The sequence below is a fragment of the Mycobacterium intermedium genome, from assembly GCF_002086275.1.
Lineage (GTDB): Bacteria > Actinomycetota > Actinomycetes > Mycobacteriales > Mycobacteriaceae > Mycobacterium > Mycobacterium intermedium.
On the sequence record NZ_MVHT01000032.1, the window covers coordinates 1 to 20032 of the forward strand.

Below are 20032 nucleotides of genomic sequence, written 5' to 3' on the forward strand. Positions count from 1 at the left end.
GGCGGCGGAGTGCTTGTCTTGGAACGGCTGGCCGATGCGCAGCGACTGGGTCATCCCGTGCTGGCGCTGCTGCGCGGTTCCGCGGTGAATCAGGACGGTGCTTCCAACGGATTGACCGCCCCGAACGGTCCCGCGCAGCAGCGGGTGATCCAGGCGGCCCTGACCAGCGCGGGGTTGACCACCGCGGAGGTCGACATCGTCGAGGGCCACGGAACGGGAACCACATTGGGGGATCCCATCGAAGCGCAAGCCCTGCTCGCGACCTACGGGCAGGGCCGCGCAGCGGATCGACCGTTGTGGCTGGGTTCGATCAAGTCCAACATCGGTCACTCGTCGGCCGCGGCCGGCGTGGCCGGGGTCATCAAGATGGTCCAGGCCATGCGGCATGGGTTGATGCCGAAGACTCTGCACGTGGATGTGCCTACGCCACACGTGGATTGGTCGTCGGGTGCGGTGTCGGTGTTGACGGAGGCGCGCCCGTGGCCGGCCGGCGATCAACCGCGTCGGGCGGGCGTGTCGTCATTCGGCATCAGTGGCACCAACGCGCACGTGATCCTCGAGCAAGCACCGGCACCAACGCCGGCGCAGCCATCGGATCCGGAAAGCCCGGAAAACATTGTGGCCGAGCACGATGACGCGGTGGTGCCGTGGGTGCTGTCCGCACGTACACCGCGGGCACTGACCGACCAGGCCAGGCGGCTGCTGGCTCACGTGAGCACCGACGACCGGCCGCGGCCGGCGGACGTGGGTTGGTCGCTGGTGACCACGCGGTCGGTGTTCGACCATCGAGCGGTCGTGGTGGGCGGACCCGAGCAACTGCTCGCCGGGTTGACCAGTCTGGCCGCCGAGGAGACCGGTGCCGGCGTCGTCGTCGGCCGTGCCCGGGGCGTGGGCAAGAAGGTACTCGTGTTCCCCGGTCAGGGCGCCCAAGCGTTGGGGATGGGACAGCAACTCTACGAACGATTTCCGGTGTTCGCCGAGGCGCTGGACGAGGCGGTCTCGGCGCTGGGACCACACCTGCGGTTGCCGCTGCGCAACGTGATGTGGGGCAGCGATGCGCGGCTGTTGGAAAGCACGGAGTTCGCACAGCCCGCGTTGTTCGCCGTCGAGGTCGCCCTGGCCGCATTGTTGCGGCACTGGGGTGTGGTACCGGACGTCGTGATGGGTCACTCCGTGGGTGAGATCACCGCGGCGCACGTGGCCGGCGTGTTGGCGCTTTCCGATGCGGCCACCGTGGTCGCCGGCCGCGCTCGACTGATGGCGGAGTTGCCCGCCGGTGGGGTGATGGTCGCGGTGGCCGCCAGTGAGGCAGAGGTGACTCCGTTGCTCACCGAAGAGGTGAGCATTGCTGCCGTCAATGGCCCTGACGCCGTCGTGCTTTCGGGTGCGCAAGACCCGGTAGCGGCGGTGATGGATCGGCTGGCCGAGTCGGGTCGACGCGTGCACCGGCTAGCGGTCTCACATGCGTTTCATTCGAAACTGATGGAACCCATGCTCGAGCGGTTTGCCGATCTGCTCGCCGGGATCAGACCGGCGGAACCGCGAATCGCGCTGGTCTCCAACCTGACTGGCAAGTTGGCCGGCGCCGGGTACGGGTCGGCGCAGTACTGGGTGGACCACGTGCGGCAACCCGTGCGCTTCATCGACGGGGTGCGGGCCGCGGAAGCGGTCGGTGCCGGGGTGTTCATCGAGGCCGGTCCCGGTCGCGGCCTGACCGCTGCGGTGGAGCAGTCGCTGGTCGCCGACGAGGCGATTTCGGTGGTGACGCTGGCCAAAGACCGTCCCGAAGTCGAATCGCTCCTCGGTGCGGCGGGTCAGCTGTTTTCCCTAGGATTACCGGTCGACTGGCCCGCTACCTTCGCCGGACTGCGCACCCGGCGAGTAGATTTACCGACGTATCCATTTCAACGGCAGCGCTATTGGCTGTCGCCCGACATGCTCGGCACGGCGGATGTCAGTGGCGTGGGCCTGGCCAAAGCCGAGCATGCCCTCCTGGGGGCGGTGGTTCAGCGCCCCGATTCCGGTGGCGTGGTGTTGACGGGCCGATTGTCGCTCGGTACGCAGCCCTGGTTGGCCGACCATGCGGTCGCCGGGGTGGTGCTGTTTCCCGGATCGGGCTTCGTGGAGCTGGTTTTGCGGGCAGCCGACGAGGTCGGCTGCTCGGCGATCGACGAGTTGACTTTGTCCGCCCCACTGCTGCTGCCGGCCGACGGCGGGGTGCGGGTGCAGGTGGTGGTGGGCGGCGCCGACGAGACCGGAGCCCGAGCTGTATCGGTGTATTCGACTGATGTGCAGTCGGATTCGCCCTGGACGCTGCACGCCGAAGGGTCGCTGAGGGACGCGGCGGTGCAGCCGGGCGCGGACTTGTCTGTCTGGCCGCCGGTCGGGGCCGCGCCGGTGGATGTGACCGATGCGTATGCCGGGCTGGCCGAGCGTGGCTACGCGTATGGTCCCGCCTTCCGTGGGCTGCGCGGGGTGTGGCGGCGGGGCGCCGAGGTCTTCGCCGAGGTCGCCGTTCCCGCTGACACCGGTTTGACGTTGAGCGGCTTCGGACTTCATCCGGTCCTGTTGGACGCGGGCCTGCATGCGCTCGGGGTGACCGGCCAGCAGGCGCAGGCGGTGTTGCCGTTCTCCTGGCAGGGTGTATCGCTGCACGCCATGGGCGCTTCGCACGTGCGGGTGCGACTGGCTCCTGTGGGAACGCAAGGACTTTCGCTGGAACTGGCCGACGCGGCGGGTCTACCGGTGTTGTCGGTCAGGGAGTTGGTGGTTCGCCCCGTATCGGCCGAGCAGTTGTCGACGGTGACCGCCCGTTCCTCCACCAGCGGGCTGTTGGAGGTGACATGGTCACCGGTTCCGCTGAACAGCAACGGTATTGACGCCCCTGCCGGTGACGAGGCGGAGGTGTGGCAGCCGAGTTCACCCGTCGGGGGAGTGGTGGAGTCGGTGCATTCGGCCACCACTGAAGCATTGGGCATGTTGCAGTTGTGGGTGGCTGGTGATCGCACCGGGGTGTTGGTGGTGCAGACGCACGGCGCGGTGGCGCTGGCGGGTGAGGACGTCACCGATCTGGCGGGCGCGGCGGTGTGGGGGTTGGTGCGCTCGGCGCAGGCCGAGCACCCGGGTCGCATCATCCTGCTCGATTCCGACGGCTCGGTCGATCCCGCTGCGTTGATCGGTTGCGGTGAAACGCAATTGGCGGTGCGCAACGGTATGGTGTACGCGGCGCGGCTGGCGAAGACGGGCTCGGGAACGAAAGGGCTCGAGCGGCCGGAGGGGCCGACGCTGCAGTTGCCGCCCGGAAATTGGCGGCTTGCCCCGGGCGGCGGCGGAACGCTTCAGGACCTGGTGGTGCAGCCTCAGCCGCCGACGGCGTTGGCCGAAGGCCAGGTGCGCGTGAAGCTGGCCGCCGTTGGTGTGAATTTCCGGGACGTGCTGGTGGCGTTGGGAATGTATCCGGGCGGCGGCGAATTGGGCGCCGAAGGCGCCGGGTACATCACCGAAGTCGGACCGGGGGTAACGGGCTTTGCCGTCGGCGACGCGGTACTCGGGCTGTTCGGGGTGGCAGGTTCTGAAGCGGTGATCGATGCCCGATTGGCGACCGCGATACCCGCGGGGTGGTCATTGGATGCCGCAGCGGGTGTGCCGGTGGTGTTCCTGACCGCGTTCTACGGCTTGTCTGAACTGGCGGGTCTGCGGGCCGGGGAGAAACTGTTGGTGCACGCCGCGACCGGGGGTGTGGGGATGGCCGCGGTGCAGCTGGCTCGGCACTGGGGCGTCGAGGTTTTCGCCACCGCGAGCCGCAGCAAGTGGGATGTGTTGCGGTCCGTCGGTTTTGACGACGACCACATCGCGGATTCGCGAACCCTGGAGTTTGAACAGAAGTTCCTCGCGGTTACCGGGGGCACCGGGGTAGACGTGGTGCTCAACTCGTTGGCCGGTGAGTTCACCGATGCGTCGCTGCGGCTGTTGACCCGCGGCGGCCGCTTCATCGAGATGGGCAAGACCGACCTGCGCGACCCGCAGCTGGTGGCTGACCAGCATCCGGGGGTGCACTATCGGGCGTTTGATCTGATGGAGGCTGGGCCGCAACACATTCAGCGAATGCTGACCGAACTGCTGGCCCTGTTCGAGGCCGGCACGCTGCAGCCGCTGCCGACGAAGACGTGGGATGTGCGATGTGCAGCGGACGCTTACCGCTTTGTCAGCCAGGCTCGCCACATCGGCAAGGTCGTGCTGACCATGCCTCGTGAACTAGCCGACGGCACGGTCCTGATCACCGGGGGCACCGGCATGGCCGGCGGCTGGCTGGCGCGACACCTGGTCAGTCGCTACCGGGTTCGCAACCTGGTGCTCGCCGGCCGTCGAGGCGCCGCCGCCGACGGGGTCGCAGAGTTGGTCGCCGACCTGGAGCAGGCCGGCGCGACGGTGTCGGTGGTTGCCTGCGACGTCGCTGACCGCGACGCCGTGACGGCACTGCTGGCCGGCGTGCCGGAAAGTTCGCCGCTCACCGGGGTCATCCACGCCGCCGGAACACTCGACGATGGACTGATCTCGTCGCTGACGCCGGAGCGGATGAATGCGGTGCTGCGGGCCAAAGTCGATGCGGCGTGGAATCTGCATGAGCTGACGGCGGATCTGGATCTGTCGGTGTTCGTGATGTTCTCGTCGTTGGCGGGCATTGTCGGCGCACCAGGGCAAGGCAACTACGCCGCGGCGAACAGTTTCCTCGACGCGCTGGCCGTGCACCGTCGTACCCGCGGATTGCCCGGGTTGTCCGTGGCATGGGGGCTGTGGGAGCAAGCGTCGGAGATGACCAGACACCTGGGGGACCGCGACAAAGCCCGGATGAGCCGGGTCGGGCTCGCCGCCTTGACCGCCGACGACGCACTACAACTGTTCGACGCGGCGCTGGTGGCGGACCGCCCCACGGTGGTGGCCACCCGACTCAACACGGCCGCACTCACCGCCCACGATGACGTACCTCCGCTGCTGCAACAGTTGATCGCCCGCCCGACACGGCGGTTCATCGAGCAGACCAGCATTGCGGCGTCGATGTCGGGACTCCGCTCACGACTGCACGGGCTGACACCGGAGCAGCGCCACGCCGAACTGGCCGACCTGATCTGCGCCAGTGCCGCGGCGGTGCTCGGGAACAACACGGCCGACATCGATGCCGACCGTGCCTTTCAAGATCTCGGGTTCGATTCGCTGACGGCGGTCGAGTTGCGCAATCGGCTCAAGACCGCGACCGGGCTGACGCTTTCGCCGACCCTGATCTTCGACCATCCCACACCCGCAGCCCTGGCCGAGCATCTGGATGCCCTTCTCGCCGCGGCTCCCGCGCTAGACCAGCCTGACCCGTTGGCCCGGTTCGACCACATTGCCCGCGAACTCCAGACGCTGGCCGAACAACCCGGCCTGAAGCCGGAGTACAAGGCGCAGCTGCGGGCGCGAATCGAGGCCGTGCTCAACACGCTGGCGGGCCCGGAACCCGCACCGGACCACACAGACGCACCCTTTTACGACGTTGGTTTCAACGACGACCTCGCCACCGCCACCGACAGCGAACTCTTCGCCATCCTGGAAGAGGAATAGGCTGTGGCGGTGCGACCGGCGGCGGTGGCAATCATCGGGCTCGCATGCAGGTTTCCGGGCGCCGCAACTCCGGCTGAGTTCTGGCGCCTTCTTCGCGACGGGCGCGAGGCCAGCCAATTGCCCTACGACGCCGCCGAATTCGATGCGGACTTCTTTCGGATCTCCCCCCGCGAAGCCCGTGCCATGGATCCGCGTCAACGCCTGGCGCTGGAATTGACCTGGGAGTGTCTCGAAGACGCCTTCGTGAAGCCGGAAACGCTGCGCGGCCAACATGTTTCCGTCTACCTCGGCGCGATGAACGACGACTACGCCGTCCTGGCGCTCAGCGACACCGGCGACGATCTCGATCACCACACGTTCGCCGGGCTCAGCCGCGGGATGATCGCCAACAAGATCTCTTACGTCTTCGGGCTGCACGGAGCCAGCATGACCGTCGACTCCGGTCAATCGTCGTCACTGGTGGCCGTTCACCTGGCCTGCGAAAGCCTACGCAGCGGCGAGTCGACTCTGGCGGTAGCCGGCGGCATTCACCTCAACCTGGCGAGCGAAACGGCGGCACTGGAAAGGGAATTCGGTGCATTGTCGCCGACGGGCCACACCTACGCCTTCGATGCGCGCGCCGACGGATACGTGCGGGGAGAGGGCGGCGCCGTGCTGCTGCTGAAGCCGCTGGATGCCGCGCTCAACGACGGGGATCGAATCCACGCGATCATCCGGGGCGGCTCGGTCGGCAACGCCGGACACAGCACCACCGCGCAGACCGTGCCGTCGGCCACCGCGCAAACCGACGTCGTCCGTCGCGCACTGACCGACGCGGGGCTGCGGGCCGGGGACATTCAATACGTCGAGGCCCACGGCACCGGAACCGAAGTCGGCGACCCGGTCGAACTCGCCGCGCTCGGTGAAGTGTTCGCCGATCGTCAGCAACACCCGGTGACCCTCGGGTCCGTCAAGACCAACATCGGCCACGCGGGCGCCGCGGCTGGGGTCGCGGGTCTGCTCAAGGCGGTCCTGGCGATCGAAAACGCGGAAATACCGCCAAGTCTCAACTACACCAGACCTAAACCCGGCATCGATATGAAGGGCCTTGGCGTGCAGGTCGGTACCACGCTGACCCCTTGGCGCGATCAGCCGCGTCGCGCGGGAGTGTCGTCGTTCGGGATGGGTGGGACCAATGCCCACCTGATCATCGAGCAAGCCCCGCCGCAAGCCCCTGCACCGAAAGTCGATGCCAACGACGGTAATCCGGACATTGCGGACGTCCCGTGGGTGCTGTCGGCGCGTTCCGCTGCGGGATTGGCAGGACAGGCACAAAAGCTGCTCACGCATTGCGACGCGCATCCGGAGTTGCGTGTTGCCGACGTGGGGTGGTCGCTGATTTCCACCAGGTCGGTGTTCGAACACCGGGCGGTCGTGACAGGGGCCGATCGCGACACACTGCTGGCCGCGTCGGCCACGCTAGCCGCGGGCGAGCCCGCGGCCGATGTGGTGACGGGTACCGCGCGGTCGTTGGGTAAGACGGTGTTGGTGTTTCCCGGCCAGGGTGCCCAGTGGCTGGGAATGGGGCGGCAACTACACCAACGATTCCCGGCCTTCGCGCGGGCCTTCGACGAGGCCGCACAGGCGTTGAACGCACATCTTCGGCTGCCGCTGAGCCAGGTCCTGTGGGGCGAGGACGCGACGCTGTTGGAAAATACCGAGTTCGCGCAACCGGCGCTGTTCGCCGTCGAAGTGGCGTTGGCGGAGTTGCTGCGAAGTTTCGGTATGGTGCCGGACTTCGTGATCGGCCACTCCGTGGGCGAGATCAGCGCGGCCCACGTGGCCGGCGTGCTCTCGCTTGCCGACGCCGCCAAAGTGGTCGCCACGCGTGCGCGGCTGATGGCGGGACTGCCCGCCGGCGGCGTGATGATTGCGGTATCTGCTGACGAGGATGAAGTGCTGTCCCTGCTACAGCGGGGTGTGTGCATTGCGGCGGTGAATGCGCCTGACTCGGTGGTGATTTCGGGTGCGGCTGCCGCGGCCGAGGCGCTGGCCGATCACTTCGCAAAGCTGGGCCGGCGGGTGAATCGATTGGCGGTTTCGCACGCATTCCATTCCGAGCTGATGGAGCCGATGGTCGAGCCATTCGCCGCGGCGTTGACCGGCATCTCGGTCGCCCAACCGCGGGTTGGCCTGATATCAAACATGACTGGTGAGCTTGCGGGTGCCGGCTACGGATCGCCGGAGTATTGGGCCGCGCATGTGCGCAGGCCGGTGCGCTTCGCCGACGGTGTCCGAACGTTGGCGTCGCTGGGTGCCAGGGTGTTCGTCGAGTCAGGCCCCGCAGCCGGATTGATCGCGGCCGTGCAGCAGTCATTCGATCCCGATGCGGCCGTGGTCACCATGGCCAAAGATCGCCCGGAGACCACTTCGGCGCTGACCGCCATCGGCGCGCTGTTCGCCGCAGGTGTGAATGTCGACTGGGGTTCCACGTTCGACGGGGTAGACGTGCGGCGGGTGGAGTTGCCTACCTATGCCTTCCAGCGCCGCCGATTCTGGTTGGGGACCACCCCGGAGGCGGCACCGAACTCGGCAGTGGATGACGAAGGCGCCGCCTCGTTCGCCGAATGGTGGCGGGCGCTCGGCCCGGCAGAGCGCGTTAACCAACTGGTGGAGCTGGTGTGCACCCAAGCGGCCATGGTGCTCGGCCACTCGAGCGGCCAGGACGTCAGCATCGATTCCGCTTTCCAGGACCTGGGCTTTGACTCGATGGCCGGGGTCAACCTGCGAAACCGGCTCAAAAGCAAGACCGGGCTGCCATTATCGCGGACGCTGATCTTCGACTATCCGACACCCATCGCGCTGGCGGCATACCTTGCTGAACAACTGTCTGACAATCCACCCGACGAATCGGACGACGAAAAGATTCGCTCGTTGTTGATGCGAATTCCCATTCAAGAACTTCGAAAAACTGGTCTGTTAGACAAGCTATTGGCGCTGGCGGCGCCGGAAAAAGACCTGCTCACGCCCATTGTGAATGATGAGGTAATAGACTCGCTGAGTCCGGACGCGCTAATTGCGATGGCACTGAATATTGCGGACAGCGATGAGAACGCGTGATAGAAATAACACAAACGTCTAATATATGAGGCTTTGCGCGCCTGCTTAACCTCACCTAAACTTTGAATGTAGTTTTGCGGGTCGAACGGGTCTATTAGACACACGTAAATTAGCGTGCAGTGCGAAGAAAGCAGGGGCATGAGCGTCATCGCAGGGGTGTTCGGGGCGTTGCCGCCGCATCGGTACAGCCAGAGCGAGATAACCGACCAGTTCGTCGAGTTCCCTGGCCTCAAGGAGCACGAAGAGATCGTTCGGCGCCTGCACGCCGCGGCGAAAGTACAGAGCCGGCACTTCGTCATGCCGCTGCAGGAGTACCCGACCCTCACCGATTTCGGTGAGGCGAACGAGATTTTCATCGAAAAGGCCGTAGACCTCGGCTGTGAGGCCCTGCTCGGCGCGCTCGAGGAAGCGGGGTTGCGACCGCAGGACATCGACATGATCGCTACCACGACGGTCACCGGGGTTCTGGTTCCGTCGCTGGACGCGCGCATCGCCGGCCGGCTCGGCATGCGTCCTGACGTGCGCCGAATGCCGATGTTCGGCCTCGGGTGTGTCGCTGGAGCGGCCGGGGTGGGTCGCGTGCACGACTACTTGCGCGGTGCTCCCGACGGGGTGGCGGTTCTGGTGGCGGTTGAACTGTGTTCGCTCACCTATCCGGCCGTCAAGCCGACGGTGTCGAGTCTGGTCGGCACGGCGTTGTTCGGCGACGGCGCCGCCGCGGTGGTCGCCGTGGGCGACCGGCGCGCCGAAAAGGTGCGCACCGGCGGGCCGGAAATAGTCGACGCGCGCAGTCGCATGTACCCCGATTCGTTGCACATCATGGGCTGGGACGTCAGCTCCAACGGCCTGCAGCTGCGGCTTTCGCCCGACCTGCCGAACCTCATCGACCAGTACTTGCTTGACGACGTGGACGGCTTCTTGGCCGACCATCGCTTGACCCGGGATGACATCGGGGCGTGGGTGAGCCATCCTGGTGGTCCCAAAGTCATCAATGCGATCACCAACAGCCTCGGGCTGTCCCCGGAGGCGCTGGAGCTGACCTGGCGCTCGCTGGGCGAAATTGGCAATTTGTCCTCAGCCTCGGTGCTGCACATTCTGCGCGACACCATCGAAAAGCGTCCGCCCAGTGGTAGTCCGGGATTGATGATGGCGATGGGGCCCGGATTCTGCACAGAACTGGTGCTATTGCGCTGGCAGTAATTCCCTGATTTCGACGGTCAATCCGGGCTTAGGGGACAACGAGGCGAGATTTGCCGGCCGAATGCGCTGCGGGGGTAACTCCAGTGTCGTCCTGGCGATGAGTCGGGCGAGCATCACGGTCATTTCGGCGGTGGCCATGGCCGCACCGATACACCGATGCAACCCTCCGCTGAACGGGATGAACTCGTGCGGAGCCGGTTTGCGATAGTCGGGCCTTCCGGAGTCCCAGCGCTCTGGCCGGAATTCGGTTGCGTCTGGCCATATTTCGTCGAGACGGTGGGTGACGTAGGCGCTGAAGATGAGCATTCGTCCGGCACGGATGCGCTGTCCGTCGAACGACAGGTCACGCATTACCCGGCGGGCCGAGATCACCCCCGGCGAATAGAGCCGGAGCGTCTCCTGCACAACGCCGTTGAGATAGGTGAGCGCGGTGAGGTCTTGCGCCGTCGGTGCCCGCCCCCGGAGCACGCGGTCAATTTCGTCGGCCGCGGTCTCCCAGGCGCCCGGCAGAGTCAGCAGGCTGTAGGCCGCCCAGGCCAGCGCGCCACTGGTGGTTTCGTAGCCGGCGGTGATCAGGGAGATGATCGCATCACGGATCTCGTCATCGCTTAGCGCGTAGTCCTCTTCGCCGCGGCCGTTGATCAGCATGGTCATGAGGTGATCGTCCGGTCGAGGCTGCATTTTGGCGTCCGCGACCTGGGTGTCGATCAAGTCGTTGATGCGCTGCCGGGCCGCCATTGCTCGTCGCCAACGGGGAGTGGTCAGGCGCCGATGCAGTTGCGCCAACTGCGGGAGTTGATGGGTCAGATCCAGCAATGGTTGGAGTTGCTCGCCGAGAAAGTCGGCGTGGACGGCCAGGCGCTGGCCGAACAATGACTCGGCGGTGCTGCGCCGGACCGCCGAGCGGAGCTGTTGGTAGAGATCGAGTGGTTGTCCCGGGCGCCAACCGTCGATGACGCGGTCGATGTTGGCGGCCATGATGTGTACGTATTCCTGGATCTGCCGGTGCCGCAGCCCTGGAGCCACGACACTGCGTCGGCGACGGTGGTCGTCGCCGTCGCTGACAATGAGCGCCGTCGGGCCGTCTACGATCGCCAGGTTCTCGAAGGTCTCCCGCCAACTGAAGGCATCGGCGTTGGCGAAGACGAACTTATTCGCCTCGGCGCCAAGCAGATAGGTGTAGCCGTGTCGACCGACGCCGGCGTTCACCACGGGACCGCGGCGCCGGTAGGTGGCCAGTAGCGCTTCTCCGGGTCGGTAAGGCAGCGGGCTGTATGCGGTCATTCGAGCACCTCCGATAGGGCCAGCCACCGTTCCTCGGCCGCTGCAACATCGTCTTCGAGGGCCCGCAGCTCTTGGGTCAGCCGATTGATGCCGACGTGGTCAGACTGGTCATGAGCCGCGATTTCGTTGTGTTTGCGCTCGATTCGTTCGGCCAGCCGTGCCAGCTGACGATCGATCGCGGCCAATTCCTTCTCCGCTGCGCGCCGCTGAGCGCCAGACATGGCTTGCTGCTGCGGTGGTTTGGCCACTGCAGCGGCTCCGGGGGCGGCACCCGGCTTGTCTTTGTCGGCCAGGCGCAAGTATTCGTCGATGCCGCCGGGCAAGTGCCGTAGCCGCCCGTCCAGAACGGCGTACTGCTGGTCGGTGACGCGTTCAAGCAGATACCTGTCGTGGGAGACGACGATCAGCGTGCCCGCCCAGGAGTCCAGCAAGTCTTCGGTGGCGGTCAGCATGTCGGTGTCGACGTCGTTGGTCGGTTCGTCCAGCAGCAGCACGTTCGGTTCGGACAGCAAGGTGAGCATCAGCTGCAGCCGTCGCCGTTGACCACCAGACAGCTCGCGGACCCGTGCGGACAGCTGTCCGCGGCCGAAGCCGAGCCGCTCCAACAGCTGCGCCGGAGTCACCTCGCGTCCTTCGACCTCATAACCGCCGCGCAGCCCCGCCAGCACGTCGGCGATCCGGTCGTCGGCGATCGCGCTGAGCCGGTCGCCCTGCTGGTCGAGCACGGCCAATTGGACGGTCTTGCCGCGCTTGACGCGTCCCTTGGTGGGTTGCACGGTGCCGGCTATCAGGCCCAGCAGGGTGGATTTGCCGGCGCCGTTGGCCCCGACGATCCCGGTCCGTTCGCCTGGGGCGATGCGCCATTCGATGTCGCGCAGAACTTCGCGTCCGTCGAACGAGACGGACACGTCGAGGAGGTCGATGACATCCTTGCCGAGCCGGGCCGTCGCCAGCTTGGCCAGCTCGACGGTATTGCGCAAGGGTGGCACGTCGGCGATGAGCTGGTTGGCAGCCTCGATCCGGAACTTCGGTTTGGACGTCCGCGCCGGGGGACCGCGACGCAACCACGCCAGCTCTTTGCGCATCAGGTTCTGCCGCTTGGCTTCGGCCGCGGCGGCGATGCGGTCGCGCTCGACGCGCTGCAAGACGTACGCCGCGTACCCGCCTTCGAACGGTTCGACGATCCCGTCGTGCACCTCCCACGTGGTGGTGGCGACTTCGTCGAGGAACCAGCGGTCGTGGGTGACCAGCAGGAGGCCGCCGGTGTTGCGGGCCCAGCGTTGTCGCAGGTGGCCCGCCAGCCAGGTGATGCCCTCGATGTCGAGGTGGTTGGTGGGCTCGTCGAGGGCGATGACATCCCATTCGCCCACCAGCAGTTTGGCCAGCTGCACGCGTCGTCGCTGCCCCCCGCTGAGCGTGGCAACGGTTGCGTCCCAGGCGATGTCGGATACCAAGCCGGCGACGACGTCACGGATGCGGGCGTTGCCGGCCCACTGATGTTCGGGTTGGTCGCCGACCAGTGTCCAGCCGACGGTGTGTTCCGGGTCCAGGGTGTCCGCTTGGCTCAGCGCGCCCACCCGCAGGCCGCTTCGTCGAGTGACCCGGCCGGAGTCCGGTTGCACCTGGCCGGTGAGCAGGCCGAGCAAGCTCGACTTGCCGTCGCCGTTGCGGCCGACGATACCGATGCGGGCGCCGTCGTTGACCCCGAGCGTGAGCGACTCGAAGATCACCTGGGTCGGATAAGCCAGGTGTACGGCCTCGGCTCCGAGCAGGTGTGCCACGGGGCAAAACCTACCGGGGAACGCCAGGGCGCCGTTGAGGCCCCTGGCCAGGGCTCCAAGGATTTGTTGAGAATCCGTCAAGGGGTTGCGTCGAATCTTTCTCGGTCCGTCCCGGTCGCGTGGGCGACCTGTCAGACCCGTGAGAAAGGCAGCGCCGTGTGGACTCGGTTCTTGCTGATGTCCTGGTGGGAACGTGCCCTGACGGCGGCGAGCGTGAACGCCTCTCTCCACATCGTGGGCTGGTGTGCCAACGGTATGCCGGTCAATGCCGAACAGCCCTGGTGGGCACCGTTGATGGCGACGGCCGCGGCCATCCTGACGGGCGCTGTCGTGGTCACCGCGTTCACCGAACGATCGCACGCCCTCATGGTCAAGGCTCTCAGCGGCGTCGACCCGGCACGGCAAGCGACGGTCGTAGCGGCTGCGCTGAGCGGACCGGTCCCGAGTGATCCGAGCCTCCGCGATGCCGCTATCCAGGTCAACCAACGCCGGTTGCAGTCGGCCTTGCTGTGGCGAGCAATCTGGTCGGTGTTGCTGAGCGTCGAGGTGCTCGTATTGGTGGGAACGGTGTGGGCTGGACGAACGCCACTATGGGGTGGTCGGGACGCGATGTATCTCGCGGTTCATGTGGTGCTGACGCTGGCGGCCTGGCACACCTCGCTCGACGTCAGGCACCGTCTCCAAATGCTGAGGGCGCCTGTCCTGGCGTAATCGAAGCCTTACGCTTTGGCGCCATGTCGGCCCGCCCCGTCGGAGAACCGCTTTGCGCCTGACTGCAATTCGGATACCGAGCGCAACAGACTGGCGAACTCGAAGTCCATAGCTTCGGCCTCGCTGCGACCCCACTGATAGAGGGTCGACAGGCGGTCGGAGCGCAAGCAGTTCTGTGGCAACGCCGCAAGTTCGGCGGCTAGATCTTCTGCGGCCTCGCGGGCGGTACCGGTTGGCACAACGCGATTCGCCAGGCCGATGGCCAGCGCCTCGGCCGCGTCGACTGAGCGGCCGGTAAGGATGAGATCCATCGCCCGACTGTGCCCGATCAGCCGGGGTAGGCGAACCGTGCCGCCATCGATCAGCGGCAATCCCCAGCGTCGACAGAACACCCCGAACGTGGCGTCCTCCTCGACGACTCGTAGATCGCACCACACCGCCAGCTCTAGACCGCCGGCAACGGCATAGCCACTGACTGCTGCGATCACCGGTTTTGACAGGGTCATTCGGGTAGGACCCATCGGTCCTGGACCGGTTGGGTTGACTGGGTTGAAGTCACCGGTCTCGGCCCCTTTCAGATCCGCGCCGGAGCAGAAATTTCCGTGCTCCCCCCACAGCACAGCGACCGACGCGGAGTCGTCATTGTCGAACTCCTCGAACGCGGCGAACAGTGCAGATGCAGCAGATCCGTTGACCGCGTTACGGGCTTCCGGTCGGTTCATGATCACAGTCGTCACGGGTCCGCGCTTCTCGACCCGAACACCGCCACTTCCCTTGGTCTCAGTCGTCATGGCCACGATCTCGACGTTATCGGCACCGTCTGGGTTCTCGAACCAATTGCTCGACAACTGAAGTAGCGCTCTCCTGGGCGCAAACGCCACTGATCGAACGACCCCTTGCCTAATGGCAAGCGGCCCAAAGGTGATGTGCCATGATGTTCACGCTGGTCAAGGCCAAGTCTGAGCACTCAGGAGCAGCTGTGGATCTCAATTTGTCGATGGTGACACGCCCGGTAGAGCGGTTGGTTGCCACAGCCCAGAACGGTCTAGAGGTGCTGCGGTTGGGCGGGTTGGAAACCGGCAGTGTCCCGTCGCCCTCGCAGATCGTCGAGAGCGTTCCGATGTACAAGCTGCGGCGATACTTCCCACCGGACAACCGGCCCGGCCAGCCGCCCGTCGGCCCGCCGGTGCTGATGGTGCATCCGATGATGATGTCGGCCGACATGTGGGATGTGACCCGCGAGGACGGCGCGGTCGGCATCTTGCATGCGCGCGGACTGGACACCTGGGTCATCGACTTCGGCTCACCCGACAAGGTCGAGGGCGGCATGCGCCGCAACCTGGCCGACCACATCGTCGCACTCAGTCAGGCCATCGACACGGTGAACGAGGTCACCGGTCGCGACGTCCACCTCGTCGGTTATTCCCAAGGCGGGATGTGGTGCTACCAGGTTGGCGCGTACCGGCGTTCCAAGGCGCTGGCCAGCATCGTGGCGTTCGGCTCCCCGGTGGACACCTTGGCGGCGCTTCCGATGGGCCTGCCGCCGAACATGGCCCCGGCGATCGCCGACTTCATGGCCGACCACGTGTTCAACCGCATCAGCATCCCGAGCTGGTTGGCGCGCACCGGTTTTCAGATGATGGACCCGCTCAAGACCGCCAAGGCCCGGGTCGACTTCGTCCGCCAACTACATGACCGCGAGGCTCTGCTGCCCCGCGAACAGCAGCGCCGATTTCTCGAGCGTGAAGGCTGGATCGCCTGGTCTGGCCCCGCAATCTCGGAGCTACTCAAGCAATTCATCGCCCACAACCGCATGATGACCGGCGGCTTCGCCATCAATGGGCAAATGGTGACACTCACCGACATCACCTGCCCGATTCTGGCCTTCGTCGGCGAGGTCGACGACATCGGCCAGCCGGCGGCGGTGCGTGGCATCAAGCGCGCCGCGCCGAACGCCGAGGTTTACGAATGTTCCATCAGGACTGGGCATTTCGGTCTCGTCGTGGGATCCAGGGCAGCACGGGAAAGTTGGCCGACCGTGGCGGAGTGGGTGCGCTGGATCGAGGGCAAGGGCGACAAGCCGGCGCAGATCAGCCCCATGGTCGAACAGTCGGTCGAGCACAGCGACAGTGGCGTCGCGCTTAGCTCACGCCTCGCCCATGGCTTGGGGGAGGTCTCCGAGGCCGCGTTGGCCGCCGCCCGCGGCGCCGCGGACGCGGTCGTCGCCGCCAACAAATCCGTCCGCACCCTGGCCGTCGAAACCGCCCGCACCCTGCCGCGCTTGGCCCGGCTAGGACAGCTCAACGACCACACCCGCATCTCGCTGGGCCGCATCATCGATGAGCAGGCCCGCGACCATCCGCAGGGCGAATTCCTGTTGTTCGACGGCCGCGTGCACACCTATGAAGCGGTGAACCGACGGATAAACAACGTCGTTCGCGGCCTCATCGAAGTCGGAGTGCGGCAGGGCGACCGGGTAGGCATCCTGATGGAAACCCGGCCCAGCGCGCTCGTGGCGATCGCGGCGTTGTCCCGGTTGGGGGCCGTCGCCGTGGTAATGCGCCCGGACGTCGATCTGGCCGAATCTTTCCGGCTGGGGCGCGTGACCGAAATCCTCACCGACCCAACGAATCTCGAAGCAGCGCGCACGCTGCCGGGGCAGGTGTTGGTGCTGGGCGGCGGTGAGTCCCGTGATCTGGATCTGCCGGAAGATGCCTTGCAAACAGGCCAAGTCATCGACATGGAGAAGATCGATCCGGACGCCGTCGAGCTGCCCGCCTGGTATCGGCCCAACCCGGGGTTGGCGCGCGACCTGGCGGCCATCGCATTCACCGCGGCCAGCGGTGAGTTGGTAGCCAAGCAGATCACCAACTACCGGTGGGCGGTGTCCGCGTTCGGAACGGCCTCGACGGCTTCGCTCGACCGCAAAGACACCGTGTATTGCCTGACGCCGCTACACCACGAGGCCGCATTGCTGGTGAACCTGGGTGCCGCGGTCGTCGGTGGCACCCGTATCGCACTGTCCCGCGGACTGAAGCCGGAGCGTTTCGTCCAGGAGATTCGGCAGTACGGAGTCACGGTCGTGTCCTACACCTGGGCGATGATGCGGGAGGTGGTCGACGACCCAGACTTCGCGTTGCACGGTAACCACCCCGTGCGGCTGTTCATCGGCTCGGGCATGCCAACCGGGCTGTGGGAGCGCGTCGTTGACGCTTTCGCGCCGGCGCATGTCGTCGAATTCTTCGCCACCACCGACGGGCTGGCGGTGCTGGCCAACGTGTCCGGCGCCAAGGTCGGCAGCAAGGGCCGCCCGCTGCCGGGCGCCGGCCGCGTCGAACTGGGTGCCTACGACGCCGAACACGACCTGATCCTGGAGGATGAGCGGGGTTACGTTCAGGTGGCCGACGCCTACCAGGTCGGGGTCTTGCTGGCTCAGTCGCGCGGACCGATCGATCCCACTGCGTCGGTCAAGCGTGGCGTCTTCGCTCCGGGCGACACCTGGATTTCTACCGAGTACCTGTTCTACCGCGACGAGGACGGGGACTACTGGTTGGTCGGCCGGCGCGGCTTGGAGGTCCACACCGCGCGAGGGATCGTCTACCCTGACCCGGTCAACGACGCGTTCGGCCGGGTCAACGGCGTCGACCTGGCATCGACCTACGGCGTCACGGTGAATGGCCAAGATGTCGCGGTTTCGGCGGTGACGCTGTGCCAGGGTGCGACCGTCACGGCCGCCGACCTGACCGAGGCGGTCAGCAAGATCCCGGTGGGTTTGGGCCCGGATGTCGTGCACGTGGTGCCCGAACTGCCACTGAGCCCCACGACCTACCGCCCCGTTGTCAGCGCCCTACGCGCGGCGGGCCTGCCGAAGCCGGGACGCCAGGTGTGGCACTTCGACTCTGCCAGCAAGGAATTCCGGCGTATGACGCCGGCCGTGCGCAGCGAGTTGAGCAAGAAGCACGAGCACAGCGATGCTTGACCAGACGCTGCTGGACATTCTGGTGTGCCCGCAAGACCGCGGTCCGCTACTGCTGGTTGCTGACGATGGCGGGGAGCTGCTGTACAACCCGCGGTTGCGGCGTGCCTACCGCATCGAGGACGGCATCCCGGTCTTGCTGATCGACGAGGCCCGGGATGTCGACGAAGAGGAGCACGCGCTGCTTATCGCGCGAGGTCCGGCAGCTCCCCAGTGAGGTAGCGCTGCAGGTTCGGTGCGATCGTCCGGGCGATCTGGTCGGTGGGCAGCGACGCGAACGGCTCGATCTTGACGATGTAGCGCGCCATGACCACGCCCATCAATTGCGAGGCGACGAACTGGGTGCGGATCCTGCCGCTGCCCGGGGGATCGTCGACCCGTGAACCCACTTCCGTACCGATCACGTCTTGCAGAAACGTGCGCGCCAAGGCCACTTCGTCGCCCGCGATGAGCGAGCGCAGGGTGGCGATCAGCCCGGCGCCCAACTCGGAGTCCCAGAGCGGCAGCAATATCGACGACAACCGATACCCGAGGTCCTCGACCGGGGTGTCTCTCAACTGGTCGATGACCTGCATAGGATCGATCGGTAGATGGATCGCGGCGGCGAACAGTTGCTGTTTGGTGCCGAAGTAGTGATGTACCAGCGCGGCGTCGACCCCGGCCTTGGCCGCCACCGCCCGGATCGAAGTTCGATCAATGCCGTTGAGCGCGAACAGGTCCCGCGCGCAGGCCAGGATTCGCTCCCGGGTGTCCGAGCTTCCGGCGGGTCGCCCTGGCCGGCGTGGAGCCATTAAGGCGTCCGCCTGTGCAACGTCGCCGCGGCCAGGCACATCGCCGCGAGCGCGAACCCCGTCACAACGACCATGTCGCGCACTGCCGTATAGGTCAGTTCCGGATGCGCGGCCACCTGCTGCAACGCTTCGAGTGCGTAGCTGGCCGGCATGACATTGCTGATCCACTCGAGCCAATCCGGCATCGCCGCGCGCGGAACGATGACTCCGGCCAACAGCAATTGCGGCACGATCACCACGGGCATGAATTGTACGGCTTGGAATTCGCTGCGCGCGAACGCACTGCACAGCAGGCCCAGACCCACACCCAGAACCGCGTTGATGATCGCAATCACGAACACCCAGAACGGGTTTCCCTCGGTGGTGAATCCGAGGAACCAGAACGACACCAGGCACGCCAAGGTAGCTTGGGCCGCCGCCGCGATCGAAAACGCGGTTCCGTACGCCGCCAGCAGATCGAGTCGGCGCAGCGGGGTGGTCAGGATGCGCTCCAAGGTGCCCGAGGCGCGCTCACGCTGCATGGTTATCGAGGTGATCAGAAACATCAGCAACAGCGGGAAGAGGCCCAGCAGAATCAAGCACGCCCCGTTGAACGGTGTCGGGGCGCCGGGGCGGTGCGGCGCGTTTTGGAACATGAAGTACATCAGCGTGATGATCGCGCTCGGCACCACCAGGATCATGGCCACGCTGCGGTGATCGGCGCCCAACTGCCGCAAGATCCGCACCGTGGTCGCGGTATATCCCTTGAGGCCTAACTTGCCCTGGGACCGGCCTTTGCTTGCAGCGCGGTGCTGCGCCGAATGATGGACAGAAACGCTTCCTCCAGTGACGTGCATCCCGTTTCCTCTCTCAATCGGTCTGGCGTGGTGTGGGCAACCAGGTGCCCCTCACGCATCAGCAGCAGATCCCCGCAGTGGTCGGCCTCGTCCATCACGTGGCTGGAGACCAGCAGCGTGGTGCCGCCGTCGGCAAGCTCGCTGAACTGTTCCCAAAGATCAACGCGCAGTATGGGATCCAGTCCTACCGTCGGCTCGTCGAGCACCAGCAGGGCCGGCCGGCACACCAGCGCGCACGCCAGCGACACCCGGGTGCGCTGACCGCCGGAGAGGTTGCCGCAGTAGGCGGTTCGATGGTCCGACAGGCCCACCCGGTCGATGGCCTCGTCGGCGGTCGAACCGTCGAATCCGTACAGCGCGGCGATATAGCGGACGTTGTCGATGATCCGCAGGTCGTCATAGATCGCCGGATCCTGCGGCAGATATCCGACTTGGCGACGCAGCGCCGCGGACCCTGCCGGGTGTCCCAGCACGGTGACGTTTCCCGAGGCAATCACCTGGGTGCCGACGATGCTGCGCATCAACGTGGTCTTGCCGCACCCGGAGGGTCCGAGCAGTCCGGTGATGGCACCGGCGGCGATGTCGACGGAAAGGTCATGCAGCGCAGTGCGTTTGCCGCGAATCACCCGCAAGTGCTCAATGCGGACGGCTGGCTGTGTGATGCCTGCCATAAATTCATCGCGTGATGAAGTCATCATATGATGAATAATCCGCCCCCATCTCCGGCGTGTCAAGGGCCCGGGCAGAATCGGTCCG

The 20032-nt window shown here is 66.0% G+C and carries 12 protein-coding genes; 6 read left to right on the top strand and 6 right to left on the bottom strand.

The genetic code is table 11. From position 1 onward, the window contains the following. The 3 genes from BST27_RS13230 to BST27_RS13240 form a co-directional block, all read left to right on the top strand. The coding region (locus BST27_RS13230) for a type I polyketide synthase (RefSeq protein ID WP_139805141.1) at nt 1-5598 on the top strand (5598 nt) is incomplete at its 5' end. 9 nt (nt 5599-5607) lie between these two features. Beyond that, nucleotides 5608-8697, top strand: a complete 3090-nt coding sequence (locus tag BST27_RS13235) for a type I polyketide synthase (protein WP_069417239.1) — start codon at nt 5608-5610, stop codon at nt 8695-8697. 114 nt (nt 8698-8811) lie between these two features. Continuing rightward, nucleotides 8812-9897, top strand: a complete 1086-nt coding sequence (locus tag BST27_RS13240) for a type III polyketide synthase (protein ID WP_264000804.1) — start codon at nt 8812-8814, stop codon at nt 9895-9897. Here BST27_RS13240 and BST27_RS13245 read toward each other — a convergent pair. Together BST27_RS13245 and BST27_RS13250 are read right to left on the bottom strand one after the other, a co-directional pair. Further along, nucleotides 9880-11163 (bottom strand): cytochrome P450, encoded by a 1284-nt coding sequence (locus BST27_RS13245; RefSeq protein WP_139805149.1) that lies wholly within the window; start codon nt 11161-11163, stop codon nt 9880-9882. The genes BST27_RS13240 and BST27_RS13245 overlap by 18 nt on opposite strands. Nucleotides 11164-11177: 14 nt before the next feature. Further along, nucleotides 11178-12962, bottom strand: a complete 1785-nt coding sequence (locus tag BST27_RS13250; RefSeq protein ID WP_069417168.1) for an ABC-F family ATP-binding cassette domain-containing protein — start codon at nt 12960-12962, stop codon at nt 11178-11180. Nucleotides 12963-13118: 156 nt separating this feature from the next. Here BST27_RS13250 and BST27_RS13255 point away from each other — a divergent pair, with 156 nt between their 5' ends. Beyond that, nucleotides 13119-13673 (top strand): hypothetical protein, encoded by a 555-nt coding sequence (locus BST27_RS13255; protein WP_069417169.1) that lies wholly within the window; start codon nt 13119-13121, stop codon nt 13671-13673. 8 nt (nt 13674-13681) lie between these two features. On the opposite strand, the gene BST27_RS13260 is transcribed toward BST27_RS13255, so the two are convergent. Beyond that, nucleotides 13682-14464 (bottom strand): crotonase/enoyl-CoA hydratase family protein, encoded by a 783-nt coding sequence (locus BST27_RS13260; RefSeq protein WP_069417240.1) that lies wholly within the window; start codon nt 14462-14464, stop codon nt 13682-13684. A 143-nt stretch (nt 14465-14607) separates the two neighbouring features. Between BST27_RS13260 and BST27_RS13265 the strand changes: the two genes are divergently transcribed. Next, on the top strand, nt 14608-17652 hold the full coding sequence (locus BST27_RS13265; protein ID WP_139805150.1) for an acyl-CoA synthetase: 3045 nt from the start codon (nt 14608-14610) through the stop codon (nt 17650-17652). Further along, on the top strand, nt 17645-17866 hold the full coding sequence (locus BST27_RS13270; RefSeq protein WP_069417170.1) for a Trm112 family protein: 222 nt from the start codon (nt 17645-17647) through the stop codon (nt 17864-17866). The genes BST27_RS13265 and BST27_RS13270 overlap by 8 nt, the downstream gene beginning before the upstream one ends. Here the strand turns inward: BST27_RS13270 and BST27_RS13275 are convergent. The 3 genes from BST27_RS13275 to BST27_RS13285 are packed head-to-tail and all read right to left on the bottom strand — an operon-like array spanning nt 17835 to nt 19974. Then, nucleotides 17835-18440 carry a TetR/AcrR family transcriptional regulator gene (locus BST27_RS13275; protein ID WP_069417171.1) on the bottom strand — a complete coding sequence of 202 codons (606 nt, stop codon included), beginning with the start codon at nt 18438-18440 and terminating at the stop codon, nt 17835-17837. The genes BST27_RS13270 and BST27_RS13275 overlap by 32 nt on opposite strands. After that, nucleotides 18440-19276 (bottom strand): ABC transporter permease, encoded by an 837-nt coding sequence (locus BST27_RS13280; RefSeq protein ID WP_069417172.1) that lies wholly within the window; start codon nt 19274-19276, stop codon nt 18440-18442. The genes BST27_RS13275 and BST27_RS13280 overlap by 1 nt, the downstream gene beginning before the upstream one ends. Then, nucleotides 19192-19974 carry an ABC transporter ATP-binding protein gene (locus BST27_RS13285; protein ID WP_069417173.1) on the bottom strand — a complete coding sequence of 261 codons (783 nt, stop codon included), beginning with the start codon at nt 19972-19974 and terminating at the stop codon, nt 19192-19194. Before BST27_RS13285 ends, BST27_RS13280 begins: the two co-directional genes overlap by 85 nt. Nucleotides 19975-20032 lie beyond the last annotated feature (58 nt).